12 protein-coding genes are annotated in these 16,475 nt (G+C 70.1%); 1 reads left to right on the top strand and 11 read right to left on the bottom strand.

All coding sequences use genetic code 11. The features are described from left to right. Window positions 1–43: 43 nt before the first annotated feature. The 11 genes from SALPAC4_RS0114155 to mfd form a co-directional block, all read right to left on the bottom strand. A complete protein-coding gene (locus SALPAC4_RS0114155; protein WP_019870886.1) occupies window positions 44–1,114 on the bottom strand; it encodes an HAAS signaling domain-containing protein in 1,071 nt (356 codons plus the stop codon). Continuing rightward, the gene (locus tag SALPAC4_RS0114150; protein ID WP_018817901.1) at window positions 1,111–1,443 is read right to left on the bottom strand and encodes a PadR family transcriptional regulator; all 333 of its coding nucleotides are present in this window, start codon (window positions 1,441–1,443) and stop codon (window positions 1,111–1,113) included. The genes SALPAC4_RS0114155 and SALPAC4_RS0114150 overlap by 4 nt, the downstream gene beginning before the upstream one ends. 148 nt (window positions 1,444–1,591) lie before the next feature. After that, a complete protein-coding gene (locus SALPAC4_RS0114145) occupies window positions 1,592–3,328 on the bottom strand; it encodes an alpha-keto acid decarboxylase family protein (RefSeq protein WP_019870885.1) in 1,737 nt (578 codons plus the stop codon). Window positions 3,329–3,439: 111 nt separating this feature from the next. Next, complete coding sequence (locus SALPAC4_RS0114140; protein WP_019870884.1) at window positions 3,440–4,369, bottom strand: Ppx/GppA phosphatase family protein; 930 nt, start codon at window positions 4,367–4,369, stop codon at window positions 3,440–3,442. 45 nt (window positions 4,370–4,414) lie between these two features. After that, window positions 4,415–4,927 (bottom strand): amino-acid N-acetyltransferase, encoded by a 513-nt coding sequence (locus SALPAC4_RS0114135; protein WP_019870883.1) that lies wholly within the window; start codon window positions 4,925–4,927, stop codon window positions 4,415–4,417. 1 nt (window position 4,928) lies between these two features. After that, window positions 4,929–5,486 (bottom strand): DUF501 domain-containing protein, encoded by a 558-nt coding sequence (locus SALPAC4_RS0114130; RefSeq protein ID WP_018729592.1) that lies wholly within the window; start codon window positions 5,484–5,486, stop codon window positions 4,929–4,931. Window positions 5,487–5,526: 40 nt separating this feature from the next. Next, entirely contained in the window at window positions 5,527–6,141 is a 615-nt protein-coding gene (locus tag SALPAC4_RS0114125; RefSeq protein ID WP_027644520.1) for an FtsB family cell division protein, read from the bottom strand. Window positions 6,142–6,173: 32 nt separating this feature from the next. Next, complete coding sequence (eno, locus tag SALPAC4_RS0114120; protein WP_018742026.1) at window positions 6,174–7,457, bottom strand: phosphopyruvate hydratase; 1,284 nt, start codon at window positions 7,455–7,457, stop codon at window positions 6,174–6,176. 475 nt (window positions 7,458–7,932) lie between these two features. After that, window positions 7,933–8,919 (bottom strand): nucleoside triphosphate pyrophosphohydrolase, encoded by a 987-nt coding sequence (locus tag SALPAC4_RS0114115; RefSeq protein WP_019870880.1) that lies wholly within the window; start codon window positions 8,917–8,919, stop codon window positions 7,933–7,935. 2 nt (window positions 8,920–8,921) lie between these two features. Then, window positions 8,922–9,659 (bottom strand): hypothetical protein, encoded by a 738-nt coding sequence (locus SALPAC4_RS0114110; RefSeq protein WP_019870879.1) that lies wholly within the window; start codon window positions 9,657–9,659, stop codon window positions 8,922–8,924. A 79-nt stretch (window positions 9,660–9,738) separates the two neighbouring features. Continuing rightward, window positions 9,739–13,389: a transcription-repair coupling factor gene (gene mfd / locus SALPAC4_RS0114105; protein WP_019870878.1), complete on the bottom strand. Its 3,651-nt coding sequence runs from the start codon at window positions 13,387–13,389 to the stop codon at window positions 9,739–9,741. 238 nt (window positions 13,390–13,627) lie between these two features. On the opposite strand from mfd, the gene ppc reads away from it, so the two are divergent. Then, the gene (gene ppc / locus SALPAC4_RS0114100) at window positions 13,628–16,414 is read left to right on the top strand and encodes a phosphoenolpyruvate carboxylase (protein ID WP_019870877.1); all 2,787 of its coding nucleotides are present in this window, start codon (window positions 13,628–13,630) and stop codon (window positions 16,412–16,414) included. The last annotated feature ends 61 nt before the right edge of the window (window positions 16,415–16,475 follow it).

Below are 16,475 nucleotides of genomic sequence, written 5' to 3'. Positions count from 1 at the left end.
CGACTTATCGCCCTAAAACGGGCGTCGCCGCTTCCCAGAGCGCTCAGCCAGTGGGCGCGACACCCGGCGCGGGCGCGGATGTCGGCGGGATCTCCGGCGTGGTCGGTGCGGTCTCCGTTGCGGGCGACGGGGCCTCCGGTGTGGTTGCTGCGCTCTCCGGCACGGTTGGCGGGACAGCCGAGTCCGGTTGGACCGTTCCGGGTGGAGCGGGGAGGGCCGGCGGGGACGCGTCAGCTGTGGGCCGCGGCCCGAACGGTGCCGCCTCCGGGCAGTACGGGTAGCCACGCAGCAGCGGGTTGGCGCTATCGATCTCATCCCGGCTGATCACGTCCCGCATGTCATCGCAGTCCGGGTAGCCGAGCCGGATCGGATCGCCGTTCTGGTCGAACAGCCGCGCGTAGTCCACCAGCTGACCCTCGGTGTCATAGACGAAGACGTCGCTGATGTGGTCGTACCGACTGTCGACCGAGATCGGAGCGTAGTAGTCACCCGCACCGCGCCGATCCTCCAGGTAAACCAGCGCCGCCAGCCCGAAACAGACGAGCACCAGATTACCGAGGACCAGCAGCCGTCCCGACCAGATTCGCGACCCGCGGTGCCGGCGACCGAGCATGACCGAGGCGATGACCAGGCCCGTCAGGATCATCAGGCCAAGCGACAGGTGGCCGCCGAACCTGGGTAGTAGCCCAATTCCGCCATTGAGACCGGTGCTGAGCACGGCCGCCAGCAGCATCGCCGCGAGATAGCCGCGCAGCACCCACCAACCCGGGGCGAGTAGGTGCAGGAAGGCGCGCACCGTCGGGTACCCGAGGGGTGGGCCGAGTTGCCGGTCGAGCGTGTTCAGCCGGGCACGGAACCGGTCCACAAAGGCAGTCAGCTCTCCGGTCGCCGACCGGCGACCGGCTCCGAATCCGGCGGCGATCCGCAGCTCAACGGCGTACGCCTCCGGCTCACCGAGCCGTTCCACCAGCGTTCCGTCGGACTCGGCAGCCACCACGGCGAGGTGCTCCGGCAGGTCTTCGGTCAGCTCGTCGCGGACCGCTGGCGGCAGGTCGGTCAGGGCGCCGCGAACCCGGGCGACGTAGTCGGCTATCTCCTGCTCAGTGACGGTCATGCCGCCCTCCCCCGATCGTCGAGCAGCGTGTCCATGGTGCTGGCGAATGAGCGCCAGCGCTTGCCGGAGCGCGCGATTTGGTCGCGGCCGGCGGCGTTCAGCGAGTAGTACTTGCGGTGCGGCCCGGATTCGCTGGGCACCACGTACGTGGTGAGCAGCCCCGCCGCGAAGAGGCGCCGCAACGTGCCGTAGACGGAGGCGTCGCCCACCTCGGTCAGGCCGGCGTCGCGCAGGCGACGCAGGATGTCGTAGCCGTAGCCGTCCTCTTCCCGAAGCACCGCGAGGACAGCCAGGTCCAGCACGCCCTTCAAGAGCTGTGTGGTGTCCATACGAAGGACAGTACTATTCAATGCACAGTAGCGTCAACCGACCTGGTCGACCGAGCCCGCGGTGGACACCCCGAGACCAGGCCTACCACCTGCGGACACGACAACGACCAGAACCCTGCGCGGAGCGGCTGCCGGCAGGGCCGCCCGGCTAGTTGAGCCCACTCCAGGGCAGGCGAGCCGGAGCGGGAAACTTCGCGTGATAGATGGCGGCGGAAGCCTCCCGACTCCACTCCGGCATGCCTTCGGGCACATCCGCCGGATCGACGACCACCTCGACGAAGGTCAACCGCTCCGAACGTTCGTCGATCTCGGACAGGATCTCGGTCAGCTCGGCCTCGGTGCGGGCCGTGTGCGCCACAAAGGCATCCTCCGCCGCAAACACCGCCAGCAGCTTGGAATACCGCCAGTTGAGTATCTCGGCATAGCCCTGAGACTCTTCCCCAACCGCCTTTTCGAGCGCCCGCTCCGTAGCGTAACCGCGATTATTGATCATAAAAACGATCGACGATTGGCCAAACTGGAGCATCTGACCAAGCTCCTGCGGGGACATTTGCATTCCACCGTCACCGGTAATCGACACCACCCGCCGGCCCAGTCCGGCGACTCCGGCACCGAAAGCCGCCGGAATCACGTATCCAGCCGAACTCCAGATTGGTGCCGACAGAGCGGATGCCCCAGTCGGCAGACGCATCATTTCCAGACCAAAGAAGGAGGTCCCGACCTCCGCGACGACAATGTCCCCCGGCCGCAGCAGCGCCTCGATCGCCGGCCAGAGCCGTTCGTGAGTGATCAGCTTCTTACTCGTGCGGTCCAGTTCGGACGAGCTTTCCGACTGGGCCACCCCGCTCGGCCAGTCGCGCGTACGGCGGACAGCCAGCTGGTGCAACCGGCCCAACGCCGCAGCCATGGAGATCGGGCCGAAACGGGTACCGGCGATCGATGCGGCATCAGCCCCCAGATTGACGATCCGATCCGGATCTAGTTCCGCAGTGAACAGGCCATTCCAGTCAATGAAGGTGGTTCCCAGGCAGAGCACGACGTCGGCGCCTTCGACCACCTCCCGGACCGCGTCTCGACTCTCCAGGCCGGAGTAGACCCCGACGTATCGGGGGTCAGCCTCGTCGAACAGACCCCGACCGAGCGCCTGCGCGACGACGGGCCAGTTGCACTCGCTCGCGAACGCGGCGACAGCTGGCCCCAGGCCCAACCGGATCGGCACGTTCCCCACCAGCAGTACCGGCCGCTGGGCGCCGGCGAGCCGGCGCTGCGCAGCGGCCGTAAACGCGTCCAGTTGCGCCACGTTGGTGACCGGCTCCGGGCGCCGGAAGGGTCGCGCAGGTCGCGGGACCGAAGCCACCGCCACATCACCCGGAATTCGGATGTACACGGGACGCTGCTGCGACCAACACTCGCCCAGCACCCGATCGATCTCCCGCAGCGCGTGCTCCGCGGTCAACGACGTCTGAGCAACCGTAACCTCGCACGCCATCCGAGCCCAATGGTCAAAGTCGCCATCCACGAAGGAGTGATGGACCGCGGTGCGCCGCCGCATGATCTCGGTTGAGGGGCCACCGACGATCGAGACGACGGGTACAGACTCCGCCATCGCGCCGGCCAGGGCGTTGAGCGCCGACAGCTCACCCGGACCATATTGGGTAGTAATTGCCCCGACGCCAGCAATCCGCGCATAGCCGTCCGCGGCGTAGCCGGCGTTGAGTTCGTTAGAACTGCCGATCCACTCGATACCATCGAAGGACATGACCTGATCGGTGAATTCCATTGCATAGTCGCCCGGCACGCCGAAGATGTGCCGCACACCAAGGTCATGCAGGCGGCCGAGTAGTAGTTCGCCGACGGTGACCGTCTCCTCCTTCCCGCCCACCATGCTCCCCTCGCCACGAAAGCCTGACAATGAAAACAGTCTCAGCCTATCCGGAGCATCCGAAGTTTGGGCTGGTTCGGGCGTATTGAGAAGGGAACGGATTCGGTGCCGCTCCTACCGCAAGCTGTAAGCGATGCCGTCCAGAATGTCGTGCTCGGAGGCGACCACGAGGTCCTTGCCCGAACGCTCCATAATCACGCGAAGCACCAGGGCACCCGCCGCGATCACGTCGGCTCGACCCGGATGCATCACCGGGATCGCCAGCCGCTGCGCCCGGGTCGCCACCAACAGGTCAGCAGTCACCTCCGCCACCGCCCGATACGACACCCGGGCGTGGTGGATACGCTGCGGGTCGTACCCGGTCAGCCCTTCGGCGATCGCGACCACCGTGGTGACGGAGCCAGCAAGCCCGATCAGCGTGGCAGCCTCCCGACCGGGCACCGCATCGAGCGCCCGGTCCACGGCAGCCACAATGTCCGCCTCGGCCGCCCTGATCTCGGCGGGGTCCGGCGGGTCACCCGCCAGGTGCCGCTCGGTCATTCGGACGCAACCGATGTCCACCGAGATCGCGGCGTCCACGCCGCCGCTGCCGGTGCCCACGACGAACTCCGTCGAACCGCCGCCGATGTCGACCACCAGGTACGGCTCCCGGGTCGAGTCGGGCAGCCCACAAACTGCCCCGGTGAACGAGAGCCGCGCCTCCTCCTCCCCGGTCACCACCTCCGGGGCGACCCCCAGCGTCCGCTCCACCATGTCCCGGAAGTCGGCGGCGTTCTCCGCGTCCCGGGAGGCCGACGTGGCACACATCCGCACCCGGTCGACGCCCAACTTCTCGATCTCGGCGGCATACTCCGCCAGCGCCCCCCGGGTCCGCTCGATCGCTTCCGGGGCCAACCGGCCGGTGCGATCGACGCCCTGGCCCAGCCGAACAGTCTCCAGCCGGCGGCTCAGCTCGACCAACGGCGTGCCCGCTCCAGCACCCGGATCTGGCAGATCGGCGACCAACAGGCGAATCGAGTTGGTCCCGCAATCGATGGCGGCCACACGCGTTGTCACGCCCGCAACCCTACGGCAGGCCCGACGGCCCGCTCAGAGCCGCAGCAACATTCGGGTATTGCCGAGCGTGTTCGGCTTGACCCGCTCCAGGTCGAGAAACTCCGCGACACCCTCGTCGTACGAGCGCAGCAGCTGTTCGTAGACGGGGTGCGGGACCGGCGCCCCGTCGATCTCGGTGAACCCGAACTGACCGAAGAAGCGGGTCTCGAAGGTGAGCACGAAGATTCGCGCCACGCCCAACTCCCGGGCCGTGTCAATCAGGTCGCCCACGATCCGGTACCCGATCCTGCCGCCCCGACAGGTCGGGTCAACCGCCACCGTCCGGATCTCCGCCAGGTCCTCCCACATGACATGCAGGGCGCCACAGCCGATCACATCCCCAGCGGGTGTCACCGCGACGCGGAACTCCTGCACATGCTCGTACAGGGTCACGGTCGCCTTGCTGAGTAGCCGCCTTCCATCGGTGTATGTGTCGATCAGCCGCCGAATCCCCCGAACGTCCGCCGTCCGGGCGCGACGGAGCACGATGCCGCCGGCAGCGGTCATCTCACCCGTCCGCTGGCGCGGCCACGCATGGTCCCCCCGCCCACCACGGCTCGATCAGCCGCAACACCTCGTCCCCGAAGGGGTTGACACCGGGACCGGCTGCCAGCGCATGCCCGAGGTGCACGTGCAGGCACTTGACCCGATCTGGCATCCCACCGGCGGAGATTCCGGCGATCTCCGGCACATGACCGATCGCCTCCCGGCGCCGAAGGTAGTCCTCGTGCGCGGCGCGATAGCGCGCGGCCAACTCCGGATCCGCCGCAAGCCGGTCGGCCATCTCCTTCATCAGCCCGGCGGACTCCAGCCGGCTACAGGCCGCCGTCGCCCGCGGACAGGTCAGGTAGAAGAGCGTCGGGAAGGGCGTACCGTCGGCGAGCCGCGGTGTCGTCTCCAGCACGTCGGGCGTACCGCACGGGCAGCGGTGGGCCACCGCCCGGGTGTCCCGGGGTGGACGGCCGAGCTGCCCCGCCACCGCGGCCAGGTCGGCTGGGGTGGCCGGCTCGCGTCGCGGCGGGGGTACGGAAGAGGCCGCCGGCTCCTGCGGTGGTACGACTGTCACGGTGTCCTTCCTGATTCGGTGGCGGCACTCACTCGCCGGGCTATTCCTGATCCGCGGCCGTCACGCTCGACCACAGTGTGTCGTACCACCGGTCAGCCCCGGCCAGGCCGTCCTGACCGGCGGGTTGACCCGCCGCCTCGGCCTCCGCCGGCGGTTTGGGGAGCACAATCAACATCTGCTCGCCTTCGCGGCCCATGAAGAAGCGCTCCCGGGCCTTGGCCTCGATGTACTTCTCGTCCTGCCAGTTCGCGGCCTCTGCGGCAAGCCGCTCGATCTCCGCCCGCTGCGCCGCCTGGGCGGCCTCCATCCGGGCGATGTCCGTCCGCTGGTCAAGGTAGACCCGGACCGGATAGGTGTAGCCGAGAGCGAGGGCGACCAGCACCGCGACCAGCACGGTCGCCCGCCCGGTGCCCCACCGGGGGCGGGGTGCGGAGAGTCGCTTCACCGCACCCCCGGGCGCCGACCGCCGAACGGCGGGGCGGTTCGCCGAACGGGCCCCGTCGGCGCCCCGGGCCGCACCCGGGGAGCGGCTGGTGGTCGCCCGCGACTCGCCGCGGACGCCGCCCGCACGGATCGGCCGGGCACCGCCCGACCGACCGGCCTGTCCTGGCCGGCGGACCGGACGCTGTCCGCCCGGCGTGCGGCGCTGCTGCATCCTCTGGCCCCTCCCCCGGAGTTTCGCGTCCGTCAGGCAGAACGGTAACGCGGGAACGCGCCCGTCCCGGCGTACCGCGCGGCGTCAGCCAGCTCCTCCTCGATCCGCAGCAGCTGGTTGTACTTCGCGACCCGGTCCGAGCGGGCCGGTGCACCGGTCTTGATCTGCCCGCAGCCGGTGGCGACCGCGAGGTCGGCGATGGTCGTGTCCTCGGTCTCGCCGGAGCGGTGGCTCATCATGCACCGGAAGCCGGCCCGGTGAGCCAGGTCCACCGCGTCCAGGGTCTCGGTGAGTGAGCCGATCTGGTTGACCTTCACCAGGACCGAGTTGGCGGCGTTCTCGGCGATACCGCGGGCGATCCGCTCCGGGTTCGTGACGAACAGGTCATCGCCGACGATCTGAATCCGGTCTCCGACGGAAGCGGTCAGCGTGCGCCAACCGGACCAGTCGTCCTCGGCCAGCGGGTCCTCGATCGACACGATCGGGTACGCGTCGGCGAGCTTGGTGTAGTAGCTGCTCATCTCCTCCGCGGTCTTCGCGGCACCCTCGAAGGTGTAGGTGCCGTTCTCGAAGAACTCGGTCGCGGCCACGTCGAGCGCGAAGACGATGTCGGTGCCGAGCCGGTAACCCGCCTTCTCGACCGCCTCCGAGATCAGATCCAACGCGGCGGCGTTGGTCGGTAGGTTCGGTGCGAAACCACCCTCGTCGCCGAGGCCGGTGGCGAGACCCTTCTTCTTCAGTACCGACTTCAGCGCGTGGTACACCTCGGTGCCGGAACGCAGGGCCTCCCGGAACGTCGGCGCACCGATCGGCGCGATCATGAACTCCTGAATGTCGACGTTGGAGTCCGCGTGCGCCCCACCGTTGAGGATGTTCATCATCGGAACCGGCAGCAGGTGCGCGTTCGGGCCGCCGAGGTAGCGGAAGAGGCTCAACTCGGCGGCGCCAGCGGCAGCCTTCGCCACCGCCAGGGAGACGCCCAGGATCGCGTTGGCGCCGAGCTGGCTCTTGTTGTCCGTACCGTCGATGTCGAGCATCTTCTGGTCGATCAGCCGCTGCTCGCTGGCCTCGTACCCGATCAACTCGTCAACGATCTTGTCTTCAATGTTCGAGACCGCCTGAGCAACGCCCTTGCCGAGGTAGCGGTCCTTCACACCGTCACGCAGCTCGATCGCTTCGAAGGCACCGGTGGAGGCGCCCGAAGGCACCGCAGCGCGGGCGATCGTGCCGTCGTCAAGCCCCACTTCGACCTCGACAGTCGGGTTGCCCCGGGAGTCGAGAATTTCCCGGGCGACGATTCCCTCGATGGTTGCCACTGAGTCGCTCCTCGTGTGTGTGCCGATCGTTAATGGCCGCGACGGTGCGGCGGGGAAGGTGTTGCACGCAGCGTATCGGGCGGCGATAGAGCGCAACGCGGCACCCGGCGGTTGAATCCCCGGCCGCGCCGTCGGGTGCCGACCCGTTCCTTCGAACGGCACGCCCGACATTCCCGTATTCTCCGATGTCAACCGGCGTCAGGGTTTGCGCGCGCTCGATCCGATCGGCGAGGCCAGTCCTCATGTCCGCCATCTCGATCCCGCTCCGCCTGCTCGCCGCCGCCGCCATCGCGTCGCTCACCGTTACCGGTCGCTGAAGCCTCGACACAGCCGGTCAGACCGTCGGCCACGCCGGTCCGTTCGAGCTGCTGGCGGAGACCGACGGGGTAGACCGTCCAACGAGCCCGTCGCTCTTTGCCCGTTTTACGGGCATTTGCCCATGTTCTGTCTCGCCGCGAAGCTGACGGGACGGACCTCAGCTACCGGTGCTGCCGGTGCGTTCCGCCCGGCGGACAACCTCGGCGTAGGCGAGGGCGGCGCGGCGCAGGGCCGCCTCCGGGTCCAGCCCGGAGGCACGGGCGTCGGCCACCGCAGCCAGCAGGTCGGCGCCGAGCCGAGCCTCCGGGTCGAACTGCGCCTGCGCCGGCGGGGGCGAGATGGCGAGCCGCACCCGGGCGACCCGATCAATGATCTTGGCGGCCAGGGCGAGGGCGGGCTGGCTCAGGGCGATGCCGTCCAGCACCGAGTCACGCGCCTTCTCCGCCCGCTTGATCCGCTCCCAGTTCTCCTCGATCTCGGCGAGGGTGCCGGCCTGATCCCCGGCGAAGACGTGCGGATTGCGCCGCACCATCTTGTCGACCAGGCCACCGGCCACGTCATCCACGCTCCACCGCTCCCCCTCGGGCAACTCCTCGGCGAGCCGGGCATGCAGCACCACCTGGAGCAGCACGTCCCCAAGCTCCTCGCGGAGCGCGTCGGTGTCGCCGGCGCTGATCGCGTCGTACGCCTCGTAGCACTCTTCCAACAGGAAGCCGGCCAGGCTGCGGTGGGTCTGCGCCCGCTTCCACGGATCACCCCCGGGCGAGGCGAGCCGGTCCAGCACCGCCACCGCGTCGAGCAGCCGTGCTCCGGGCGGATCCCATGATCCGTACAGCAGCTCCAACTCGGCGAGCCCCGGCTCCCGGGCCAGGCGCAGGCCCAGCTCCCGGGCGAGCGACTCGTCGCCCGCTGGGCCGGCGAGCCAGACCGCACCACCGTGGGCAGCGGCGGCCTCCAGCAACGCCGGGGTGGCCGAGCCAGCCACGACGGCAACCTCGGCTCCCGCGGCTCGAACCGCCGCCGTCAACTCGCTCTCCGCCCCGGCCAGCACGGGACTCTGGCGTACGACATCCCACGCGGCCGCGGTGAGCAGCCCGGCCGGCAGCCGCGGCGAGGTGACGAGCAGTGTGATCCGTGCCGCCATGCTCAGGCCGGTCGGTCCGCCCCGGTCGGCGGCAGCGGCTCCGGGCTGGAGACGTCGGTAACCGCGTCCGAACCGGACTCACCCAGGGGCACGCTCACCGCCGCGACCTCGGAGGAGAAGTTGAGGATCGGGAACTCCAGCGGCCGATAGCGGGGATTGACCGTGACGTCGTACTCCCCGGCAGCCGCAGCAAGTGCCCGGCGACTCGCCAGCGCGTTGCGCAGCTGGGGGCCGTCGAGCTGACCGGCGACCACGGCATCCGGAGTATCCGGAGGAATCGCTCCGGCCGCACGCCCAGCGGCAATCACCTCCGCGAGCTCCTGCTCGGTCGGGGCGACCGAATCGCCCATTGGCAGTCCGGAGAGGCAGGTGTAGAGATCGGCCAGCTGCCGCACATACCCCGACTCCGAGGGGAGACCAAGCTGACCGGCGACCTGAGCCGGCTCCGTCCGCCCCTGCGGCTGGTAGCCCCGGTCAGCGGAGACCTGGTCACACACCGTGCCGAGCACCAACTCGCGGACGACCTGAGACCGGGGCGGCGGCTGCGGAGCCGGCCCACCAAACTCGGGCGCCTCCGTCGCGGCGGTGGCCCGCAGCTCGTCCAGGAGCTCGTCCACGGTGTCCTCGGTGATCTGCTGGTCACCCACGTACGCGGCGACCCCCGGCTCGGTACGACATCCGGTGAGGGCGACGAGGCCGACCACCAGGCTGGCGGCGGCGACAAGACGGCGAGCACGCATGACGGCAACTCTCTCACGCCAGCGGCGCCGGACCGGACACCCCCCGACGCCCCGCGCCCTCGGCTGGGGTCGCACCACCTCACCGCCCGCCGCGCGCCGTTGCGTCGGCGGCACCGGCCAGCTCCCGGGGCGGGCCGAGCACGTCGGCGAGGAGCTGCCCACACCACTCCAGCAACGCCTGGTCACGCAGGGGCTCGCCGCCGACCCGCCGGGTAGTCGGCCGAGGCACACTGACCTGTTCCAGTGCCTGCTTGTAAACCGCGTCCGGGTGATAGCGCTTGAGGCGCAGCTGCTTCGAGTCCGGTAGCGGCAACGGGCCGAACCGTAGGTTGCGACCCTGCATGCTGACGTCGGTGAGCCCGTACTGGCGGGCGAGCAGCCGGAACCGGGCCACCGCCACCAGGTTCTGCACCGGGGCGGGCGGCTCGCCATAGCGGTCGGTCAGCTCGGCGACCACCGCGCCCAGCCGCTCCTCGTCCCGGGCCTCGGCGAGCTTGCGGTACATCTCCAGGCGCAGCCGCTCCACCCCGACGTAGTCGTGCGGCAGATGGGCATCCACCGGCAGATCGACCTTGATCTCCGGTTCCTCCTCCGGGCGTTCTCCCTTGAAGGCCTGCACCGCCTCCCCGACCATCCGCACGTACAGGTCGAACCCGACGCCCTCGATGTGACCGGACTGCTCGCCGCCGAGCAGGTTGCCGGCGCCCCGGATCTCCAGATCCTTCATCGCCACGTACATGCCGGCACCCAGCTCGGTGTGCTGCGCGATGGTCGCCAACCGCTCGTGGGCATGCTCGGTGAGGGGCTTGTCCGACGGATAGAGGAAGTACGCGTACGCCCGCTCCCGGCCCCGGCCGACCCGGCCCCGGATCTGGTGCAGCTGGGCCAGACCAAGCAGGTCGGCCCGCTCGACGATCAGGGTGTTGGCGTTCGGGATGTCGATGCCGGACTCGACGATCGTGGTACAGACCAGGACATCGAACTCCTTCTCCCAGAAGCCGACCATGACCCGCTCCAGGGCATCCTCACCCAGCTGGCCGTGCGCCACCGCGACCCGCGCCTCGGGCACCAACTCCCGCAGCCGCCGCGCCGCCCGCTCGATCGACTCCACCCGGTTGTGCAGGTAGAAGACCTGGCCGTCCCGGAGCAGCTCGCGGTGGATGGCGGCGGCCACCTGCCGTTCGTCGTACGCCCCGACCGCGGTGAGCACCGGGTGCCGCTCCTCCGGCGGGGTGGCGATGGTGGACATCTCCCGAATGCCGGTGATCGCCATCTCCAGGGTTCGGGGGATCGGGGTGGCCGACATGCTCAGCACGTCAACCGAGGCGCGCACCGACTTGAGCTGCTCCTTGTGCTCGACGCCGAAGCGCTGCTCCTCGTCCACGATGACCAACCCCAAGGAGCGGAACCGGGCAGACGCCTGAAGCAGCCGGTGGGTACCGATGACAATGTCGGCGGTGCCGGCCGCGGCCATCTCCAGGGTCTGCTCGGCTTCCTTCGGCGTCTGGAACCGAGACAGCTGGCGAATCGTCGCCGGGAACTGACTCATCCGCTCGGCGAAGGTGTTGTAGTGCTGCTGCACCAGCAGGGTGGTGGGTACCAGTACCGCCACCTGCCGACCGTCCTGGATCGCCTTGAACGCCGCCCGGACGGCGATCTCGGTCTTGCCATAGCCGACATCGCCGCAGATCAGCCGGTCCATCGGGACGGTCTGCTCCATGTCCCGCTTGACCTCTTCGATCGCCGCCAGCTGGTCCGGTGTCTCCTGCCAGGGGAAGGCGTCCTCCAGCTCCCGCTGCCACGGGGTGTCCGGGCCGAACGAGTGCCCCTTGGACGCCTTGCGGGCGGCGTAGAGCTGGATGAGCTGCGCGGCGATCTCCCGGACCGCCTTGCGGGCCCGGGCCTTCGACTTCTGCCAGTCCGAGCCGCCCATCTTGTGCAGGGCCGGCTGCTCGCCGCCGACGTACCGGGAGAGCTGGTCGAGCTGGTCGGTCGGGACGAAGAGCCGGTCGCCCGGCTGGCCGCGCTTACTCGGGGCGTACTCGATAACCAGGTACTCCCGGCTGGCCCCGTTGACGGTGCGCTGCACCAACTCGACGTAGCGGCCGATGCCGTGCTGCTCGTGCACCACGTGATCACCGGCCCGCAGCTCCAGGGGATCGATGGTGTTACGCCGCCGGCTCGGTAGCTTGCGCATGTCCCGCGTTGACGCGCCCCGGCCGCCGGTGACGTCGTCCCCGGTGAGCAGCACGAACCGGGATGCCTCAGCGACGAAACCACCGGTCAGCGGCCCACAGCTAACCAGCACCTGGCCGGGTGCCGGCGCCGAGGTCACCTCGTCCACCAGGCGGGCGCCGAGCCCGGCATCGTGCAGCACCTCGACAGCCCGCTGGGCCGGGCCGTGCCCCTCGAAGACCAGCGCGACCGACCAGCCCTCGCCGGTCCAACGCTTCAGTTCGTCCACCACCCGCGCCGTCTCGCCGTGGTAGAGCGGCGCGGGCTGGGCCGCGACCGTCACCGCGATCGCGTCGTCCGGGGTGATGTCGACCTCGTTCGGCTCGTCCTCCCACGGCTGACGGGCGGGGGCCGGCTCGGCCAGTCCGAATGGGGAGATCGTCCACCACGGCTGACCCAGCCCACCGGCCCGCGCGCGGACTTCGGCGAGCGTCCGGAAGGCGGCGGCGCCGAGGTCAATCGGCGCTGCGCCACCGACGGCGGCCGCGGCCCAGCTGGCCTGGAGGAACTCCGCTGAGGTACGCACCAGATCGTGCGCCCGGGTACGAATCCGTTCCGGGTCGCAGAGCAGCACGTGGGTCCCGGTGGACATGGTGTCGAGCAGCAGTTCCATCGAGTCGGCCCCGATCAACAGCGGAGCGAGCGACTCCATCCCCTCGACCGGAATGCCCTCGGCGAGCCGGTCGAGGATCTCCGCCAGCTCCGGGTGCTCCGCGGCCAGTGCGGCGGCCCGCTTCCGGACGTCCGGGGTGAGCAGCAACTCTCGGCAGGGCGGGGCCCAGAGCTGGTTGACCAGCTCAATGGTGCGCTGGTCGGCGACCGCGAAGGTGCGGATCTCCTCCACCTCGTCGCCCCAAAACTCAACCCGGGCCGGGTGCTCGTCGGTGGGCGGGAAGACATCGAGAATACCGCCACGCACCGCGAACTCACCGCGTTTGGTAACCAGGTCGACCCGGGCGTACGCCATGTCGGTGAGCCGGCGCGCCACCTCCTCGAGGTCCGCTTCGTCGCCGGCGGACAGTCGGACCGGCTCCAGCTCACCCAGCCCCTTGAGCTGAGGTTGCAACAGAGATCGGACGGGAGCTACGACCACCCGCAGCGGGCCACTGCGCCCCTGCGCGTCGGCCGCCTCGGGGTGGGCGAGACGGCGGAGTACCGCCAGCCGGCGGCCCACGGTGTCGGAGCGCGGCGAGAGCCGCTCGTGCGGCAACGTCTCCCAAGACGGAAAGACCGCCACCTGGTCGGCGGGGATCAGGCTGCCCAGCGCGGCGGCGAGGTCGTCCGCCTCCCGGGTGGTCGCGGTGACCGCCAGCACCGGGCGCCCCGCACCCCCCACCGGCTCGTCGGCCGCCACGGCGGCGACCGCGAACGGACGCAGCGCTGGCGGTGCGGTCAGGTCGAGCCCGTCGACCTGGGCTGCGCCGGATCGCGCCAGGTCCCGAGCCCGAGCCAGGGCCGGGTCGGCGAGGGCGGCGGCGAAGAGTCCGGTGAGCATGTGATCACTTCCACGGCGACGGCACGACGAGCGCCCCTCGTCCAGCCGGACGGGGGGTTGACTCGTTGACCCTATCGCTCCGGGGGTGGGTCAACGGGCACGTGACGTGGATCCCCGGGCTGGGTGGGCGCGACTCACCAAGGTTTAGCAAGGACCCCGTGGGCTCCGCCCAGTCCCCGCGGTTACCATCCTGGGAGTCGGACAGCGCTGTCCTTCGTACTCACGTAAGGAGCGCTTCGTGACCGACCAACACGACCACGACGGCCCCGACGCCGCACTACGCGCCGACATCCGCCGCCTCGGCACCCTGCTCGGCCAGACCCTGGCTCGTCAGGAGGGGCGGCCCCTGCTCGACCTCGTCGAGGAGATCCGCGCCCAGGTTCGCACCGACGCCCCGGCTGCCGCGCAGCGGCTCGCCGGGTTGGATGTCGCCACCGGCACCCGGCTGGCCCGCGCCTTCTCCACCTACTTCCACCTGGCCAACATCACCGAACAGGTCCATCGCGCCCGGGATCTGCGGCGCCGCCGGGCCGTTCAGGGCGGCTGGCTGGACCAGACCGCCAAGATGATCGCCGAGCGTGGCGTTCCCGCCGAGGAGATCGCGGCGGCGGCACGACGACTGGCCATCCGCCCGGTCTTCACCGCCCACCCCACCGAGGCCGCCCGCCGTTCGATCCTGTCCAAACTGCGCGCGATCGCCGACGAGTTGGACACCGAGACCACCAACGCGGTCCTCTACGGCGCCAGCGACGAGGGCCCGGCCAACCGCCGCCTCGCCGAACTACTCGATCTGATGTGGCAGACCGACGAGCTGCGGCTCGACCGGCCGGACCCGACCGACGAGGCGCGCAACGCCATCTACTACCTACGCGACCTGTACGCCGAGGCGGCGCCCCAGGTGCTTGACGACCTCGCCGACACGCTCCGCACCCTCGGGGTGGAGACCTCACCCACCGCCCGACCCCTCACCTTCGGCACCTGGATCGGGGGTGACCGGGACGGCAACCCGTTCGTCACCCCCACGGTGACCCGGGAGGTCCTGGTCATCGCGCACGAGCACGGCCTCGCCGCCACCGAGAAGGCCATGGACCAACTGATCAACGAGGTCTCCGTCTCCCGGCGGTTGCGCGGCGTCTCGCTGGACCTCTCCGCGAGCCTCGCCGCCGACCTGGACGCGCTGCCCGAGGTGGCGCCCCGGTTCCGTCGGGTGAATGCCGAGGAGCCGTACCGGCTCAAGGCCCGGTGCGTGAAGTCGAAGCTCGCCAACACCCGGCAGCGGCTCCGCCAGGGCACGGCGCACCTGCCGGGACGGGACTACCGCGGCTCGGGTGAGCTGATCGCCGACCTGGAGCTGCTGCGCGCCTCGCTGGCCCGCAACTCCGGCCAGCTCACCGCCGTGGGCCGGCTCGCCTCGACCATCCGTACGGTCTCCGCCTTCGGCCTGCACCTCGCCACCATGGACGTCCGCGAGCACGCCGAGAAGCACCACGAGGTGTTGACCCAGCTCTTCGCAGCGGTAGGCGAGGTGTCCGACTACCCGGCGCTGAGCCGGCTGGAGCGCACCAAGCTCCTCGCCGACGAGCTGGCCGGCCGTCGACCCCTGTCCACGCTCGACACTCCGCTGACCGAGTCGGCCCGCCGGACCTTCGATGTCTTCGGCACCATCCGGGAGGCCCAGGACCGGTTCGGGACCGAGGTGATCGAGTCGTACATCATCTCGATGACCCTCGGTGTGGACGATGTCCTCGCCGCCGTGGTGTTGGCCCGCGAGGCGGGGCTGGTGGACGTGCACAGCAGCCGGGCCCGGATCGGCTTCGTACCGCTGTTGGAGACCCCCGCCGAGTTGAACGCCGGCGGCGACCTGCTGGACGAGTTGCTCTCGCTACCCGCCTACCGGGCCCTGGTCACCGCCCGCGGCGACGTACAGGAAGTGATGCTCGGCTACTCCGACTCCAACAAGGAAGCCGGCATCACCACCAGTCAGTGGTCTATCCACCGGGCGCAGCGCGCCCTGCGGGACGTGGCCGCCCGGCACGGCGTGCAGCTGCGGCTCTTCCACGGCCGGGGCGGCACGGTCGGCCGAGGCGGTGGGCCGACGCACGACGCGATCCTGGCCCAGCCCTACGGGACCCTTGACGGCGAGATCAAGGTGACCGAGCAGGGCGAGGTGATCTCCGACAAGTACAGCCTGCCGGCGCTGGCCCGGGAGAACCTGGAGCTGACCGTGGCCGCGGTGCTCCAGTCGACGCTGCTGCACACCGCACCCCGGCAGCCGGCCGAGATGCTGGAACGCTGGGACGCGACGATGGACGTGGTGAGCGCGGCGGCCTACCGCTCGTACCGGGACCTGGTCGAGGACCCGGACCTGCCGGCGTACTTCTGGGCGTCCACCCCGACCGAGCTGCTCGGCGCGTTGAACATCGGCTCCCGACCGGCGAAGCGACCGAACACCGGTGCCGGGCTCACCGGCCTGCGGGCCATCCCGTGGGTGTTCGGCTGGACCCAGACCCGACAGATCGTCCCCGGCTGGTTCGGCGTCGGCTCCGGGCTGGCGGCGGCCCGCGCCGCCGGCCACGGGGACGTGCTCGCCGAGATGCACCGCAGTTGGCACTTCTTCCGGACGTTCCTGTCGAACGTGGAGATGATGCTGACCAAGACCGACCTGACCATCGCGCGGCGGTACGTGGAGACGCTGGTGCCGAAGAAGCTGCACCCGATCTTCCACAAGATCGAGCAGGAGTACGAGCTGACCCGGCGGGAGGTGCTCGCCGTCACCGCCTCCCCGGAGCTGTTGGAGAACGCGCCGGTGCTCCAGCGCACGCTGGCGGTACGGGACACCTACCTGGAACCGCTGCACCACCTCCAGGTGGCGTTGCTGCGGCAGTACCGGGATTCCGGCGCACCAGGCCGGGCGGTGGTGACGGCACCGGGCAGCCGTCGGGCGCCCAGCGACGGCACCGCTTTGGAACGCGCCCTGCTCACCACGGTCAACGGTATCGCCGCCGGCATGCGCAACACCGGCTGAGCACCGTGGACGGGCCGGCGTGCCGGCCCACGGCGGAGGCGGGGCGACATCACCTTCGATC

The organism is Salinispora oceanensis, assembly GCF_000383575.1.
Classification (GTDB): domain Bacteria; phylum Actinomycetota; class Actinomycetes; order Mycobacteriales; family Micromonosporaceae; genus Micromonospora; species Micromonospora oceanensis.
This window is presented reverse-complemented; position numbering and strand designations above follow the sequence as displayed.